This window comes from Streptomyces sp. NPDC057638 (genome assembly GCF_042800315.1).
Lineage (GTDB): Bacteria > Actinomycetota > Actinomycetes > Streptomycetales > Streptomycetaceae > Streptomyces.
Window position 1 is genome coordinate 1 of sequence record NZ_JBHVHF010000483.1, and the last position, 4,006, is coordinate 4,006.

The 4,006-nt window shown below is 73.0% G+C and carries 5 protein-coding genes; all 5 read left to right on the forward strand.

The window, feature by feature from the left end:
* Window positions 1–170: 170 nt before the first annotated feature.
* The 5 genes from ACFVIM_RS33635 (at window position 171) to ACFVIM_RS33655 (ending at window position 3,972) form a co-directional block, all read left to right on the forward strand.
* A complete protein-coding gene (locus tag ACFVIM_RS33635) occupies window positions 171–716 on the forward strand; it encodes a hypothetical protein (protein ID WP_384309735.1) in 546 nt (181 codons plus the stop codon).
* Between the two features lie 155 nt (window positions 717–871).
* Window positions 872–1,318, forward strand: coding sequence for a hypothetical protein (locus ACFVIM_RS33640; RefSeq protein WP_384309738.1), 447 nt, complete (start codon window positions 872–874; stop codon window positions 1,316–1,318).
* Between the two features lie 40 nt (window positions 1,319–1,358).
* Window positions 1,359–2,180 carry a hypothetical protein gene (locus tag ACFVIM_RS33645; RefSeq protein WP_384309741.1) on the forward strand — a complete coding sequence of 274 codons (822 nt, stop codon included), beginning with the start codon at window positions 1,359–1,361 and terminating at the stop codon, window positions 2,178–2,180.
* Entirely contained in the window at window positions 2,177–3,055 is an 879-nt protein-coding gene (locus ACFVIM_RS33650) for a hypothetical protein (RefSeq protein WP_384309744.1), read from the forward strand. Before ACFVIM_RS33645 ends, ACFVIM_RS33650 begins: the two co-directional genes overlap by 4 nt.
* A 23-nt stretch (window positions 3,056–3,078) precedes the next feature.
* Window positions 3,079–3,972, forward strand: a complete 894-nt coding sequence (locus ACFVIM_RS33655; protein WP_384309747.1) for a DUF6884 domain-containing protein — start codon at window positions 3,079–3,081, stop codon at window positions 3,970–3,972.
* Window positions 3,973–4,006 lie beyond the last annotated feature (34 nt).

Sequence of the window (4,006 nt, forward strand, 5' to 3'; positions counted from 1 at the left end):
GGGGGACGAGTGTGTGCCCGGGGCGCCCTCCCTAGAAACCACCCCGGGCGGGCGCTATGACGCCCCCCGGGTTTGCCCGCCCCCCGAACAGCAGGTAGATTAGTAAATGTCGCACCGAGGAGGGCAAACCTCGGTCGGCCACCATGAACCCCTCCGAAGGAGCGGCCGTTATGGCTCGAACCCCCGTACCGCACGCCTCCGGGCACCGGACGACCACCGCCATCTACCTCGTCGGCAGCCACACCGGCCACGCCGTGCAGATGGCGCACTCCCTGCTCATCACCATGCCCTCCGCCCGTGTCCGCATCAAGCACCCCCAGGCCCTCTACGCCGCCCTCACCGGCTGGCTCGACGCCGAGAAACTGGCCCACGACACGTTCGCTCCCGGTACCGCCGCCCACAGCGCGCCCCCGCCCACCGAGTCGGAGACCTCCGTCCAGGTCCAGTTCCACGGCCCCGTCCCCGGCCCCCAGGTGGACACCCGGCCCCCTGCCGTCAGCCTCAGCGGGGCGGGCGAAGTCCGGGTCCAGGTCGGCCCCCTCAGCATCACCACCGGCGACCGCCCGGCCTTCCAGGACCAGCTCCGCCTATGGACCGGCGCCTACCGGCTCGGCACCACCCTGTGGGCCGAACTGCCCGCCATCGAGCAGCTGCCCGGCCTCACCACGGCCGGACCTCAGCCCGTCCGCCACCTCGCCCTCGCCCCCGCGGCGTAACCGCGACCCCGGTCCCCTTCAGGGCATCGCTCCCGGGCGGCACGGATCCCTCCGCCGCCCGGGCCCGGAGCCCGACACGACCAGCCCGTCACCACCACGACCGAGCGAGGCAACCGTGAACCCCCAATCCCACCGTCCCGCAGGAGCCCCAGCCCATGGAACACCCCGTCCGCATCGTCGAAGGACGAGTCATCCTCCCCGCCGGCATCTGGGGAGTCCTCCCCGACCTTCACCGTGAGATCCGCGGGTACGACTTCTATCCGTCCTTCGAGGACCTCGCCCGCATCCCCCCTCTCGGCGCCACCGCCGACGTCCCTGATCCCGCCCGAACCCTCCACATCCACTACGCCACCCCCCGGGAGCAGTACGACTGGTTCGTCGCCGAGCTCGACCCCATCAGCGGGCGGGCGTTCGGCTGGCAGCGAGCCGGGGGCCCGTACGGCGAATGGGGCCACTTCATCCTCGGCGACCTGGAGTCGGTGGTCTTCCCGGCGAGCCGGCGCGCACGCGACGGCTCGCAACAGGGCCCGCAACTGGTCGAACGCGACACCGACTTCCGGCCGACCCCCGCCGCGCTCTGCCTCCCCGCCTCCACTCTCTAGAACCAAAACGCGCGTTTTTGCACCAGGAAGGAATCATGCCGTGAACAACACCCTCAGACCGGCCCCCACCGGCGGGGCGCCCGGGCCCGCCCTCGGCCGCCCGGTCCCGGGGGCCCGGCACATCGTCCAGTTCTCGGGCGGCATCGGGTCCTGGGCGGCCGCCATGCGGGTCGCCGAGGAGCACGGCACCGACGGGCTGGTGCTCCTGATAGCCGACAGCCACGCGGAAGACGCGGATCTGTGGCGGTTCGTCGAGGAGACGGCGCACCACCTCGGTGTCGAGCCCGTACGGGTGGCCGACGGCCGAACCCCCTGGGAGGTCTTCCGGGACGTGCGGTTCCTCGGCAACAGCAGGCTCGCCCCGTGCTCGCTGCACCTCAAGCAGCGGCCGTGCCGGCGGTGGGTGGAGGCCAACGCGGACCCCGCGGAAGCCACCCTCTACGTGGGGTTCGACGCCACCGAGACCCGCCGCATCCCGGGAACGGTGCGCGGCTGGGCGCCCTGGCGGGTGCGGTTCCCGATGTGCCGCGAGCCCTTCCTGACCAAGGCCGAGATGCTCCAGTGGGTCCGCGACATCGGCATCGAACCGCCCCGCCTCTACACCTGGGCCGAGCACAACAACTGCGCGGGGATGTGCGTGAGGGCGGGCCAGAAGCACTGGGCGAAACTCCTCGAACACGAGCCCGGCCGGTACGCCGAGGCCGAGCGCCAGGAGGAGGAGATGCGGGCGTACCTCGGCAAGGACGTCGCGATCCTGCGCGAACGCCGCCAGGGGGTCTCCCGTCCGCTGACCCTCGCCGAGCACCGCCGCCGGCTCCGGGCGGAGCCCCGTGCGGTCCCCTTGGTGGAGCGGGCGGCGTGAGCGGGCCGGAGCAGCTCTCCCTGCTGGAGCCCGGGTACGACGGGTGGTGCCAGCGCTGGGAGCGCCGGATTCCGACCTGGAGGCGGACGCGGGACGGGGGCTTCGATCCGTCTCTGCACCGGCTGCGGCTCATTCCCGAGGCCCCGGCGAAACGATTCACCGTCGAGCACCACTACACGGCCAGCTGGCCGGTGGTCCGTTTCGCCTACGGTCTCCAGCGTGTCGACCAGAGTCCTCGGCCCGGCGATCCGGACGGCGGCCGCCTGGTCGGGGTGATAGCCCTCGGCGTGCCCATGAACCCCGCGGTCCTCAGCGGTGTCTTCCCCGACCTGGTCCCCGTGCGGCAGAGCCTCGAACTCAACCGCATGGTCCTGCTGGACTCCGTCGAGTCGAACGGGGAGTCCTGGGCCTGCTCCAGGGCGCTGGCCCACGCGGCCGCGCAGGGCATCGAGGGCATCGTCGCACACGCTGACCCCGTCGCACGGGTGCGGCACACCGCCTCGGGCCCTCTTCTCGTCTCCCCGGGGCACATCGGACACGTCTACGGCCACGGACAGGGCTTCGACTACCTCGGACGCACTCGCCCGCGACGCCTCACGGTCCTGCCCGACGGCACGGTGCTCAACGACCGGACCGCCTCCAAGATACGGCGGGGCGAAGGCGGCCGAGCGGCGGCGGAGCGGCGCCTGGCCGCCCTCGGGGCCGAACCGCGCCGACCGGACGAGGCCGGCGCGGCCTGGCTGCCCCGGGCGCTCGACCAGATCGGCGCCACCACCCTCCACCACGGCGGCTGCCACCGCTACGCCCGCTCGATCGGGCCCGGCCGCAGCCGCGTCCGGCTCGCGCCCACCGTCCTCCCCCGGCCCCGCGCATGACCACCACCGACCAAGGAACCCTCATGGACCACCACAACCTCAGCCCCACCGGCAAGAAGATCATCCTCGCCAGCGCCGACGGCCGGGTCGACGGCCACGGAGCGGCCCTCGACCGGCTCGTGGCCGCGAAGCTCGTCGTGCGCAACCCCGACGGCACCCGGACACTCACCGCGGCCGGACGAGCCCTGCGCACCACGCTGGTGAACGGGGCCGTCCCCGGCCAGCCGGTCACGGCGGTGCCCCGGCTCACCGGGCCGCAGCGCAAAGCCCTCCTCGCCGGCGCGCTGGACCCGCGGGGCCGCCTGCCGAAGACGGTCAACCTGCGCGTGGCGGTGAGGCTGGCCGAACTCGGCTACGTCAGCCTCGACCCGCTGAACCGGCAGGAGGGCCAGGAGCCGACCCGGGAGGCTCTCGACGCCCACGGCGGCTACCTCACCCCGGCGGGTTGGGAGCGCGCCCGGGCCGAGGGCGCGGGCGCCTACCGGATCGTCATCATCGGGTGCGGAAAGGGCAAGCTCGACCATCCCGCACGGGCCGGGGTCATGTACACCGGCGACTTCCACTGGCTGTGCCGGCAGACCGCCGAGGAGCTGATCACCACCGGAGGGAGAATCTACGTCGCTTCGGGCCTTCACGGTTTGCTCGATCTCGACACCGAGATCCAGCCGTACGACGTCAGGCTGGGCGATCCCGGATCGGTCACCGCGGACGACATCCGCGCCCAGGTCCAGGCCCGGGCCGTGTCCGACGCCCGGGTGACGGTCCTGGCCGGGAAGCGCTACACGGCCCTGATGCGCGCCGCCTGGGCCGGTCTCGAAGCACCCCTGGAAGGGTCCCGGGGCATCGGCGAGATGAAGTCACGGCTCAGCCGGATCCGTTCGTCGGCGCAGGACGCCCGCTGGTCGTCCCGCCGCTGACATCGCCTCGCCGGGTGCCGGGCCGGTCCTGCGG

Excerpts from the sequence above, each read along its gene's own strand:
- ACFVIM_RS33635 (WP_384309735.1), top strand. The coding sequence starts at position 171 with ATGGCTCGAACCCCCGTACCGCACGCCTCCGGGCACCGGACGACCACC.
- ACFVIM_RS33640 (WP_384309738.1), top strand. The coding sequence starts at position 872 with ATGGAACACCCCGTCCGCATCGTCGAAGGACGAGTCATCCTCCCCGCC.
- ACFVIM_RS33655 (WP_384309747.1), top strand. The coding sequence starts at position 3,079 with ATGGACCACCACAACCTCAGCCCCACCGGCAAGAAGATCATCCTCGCC.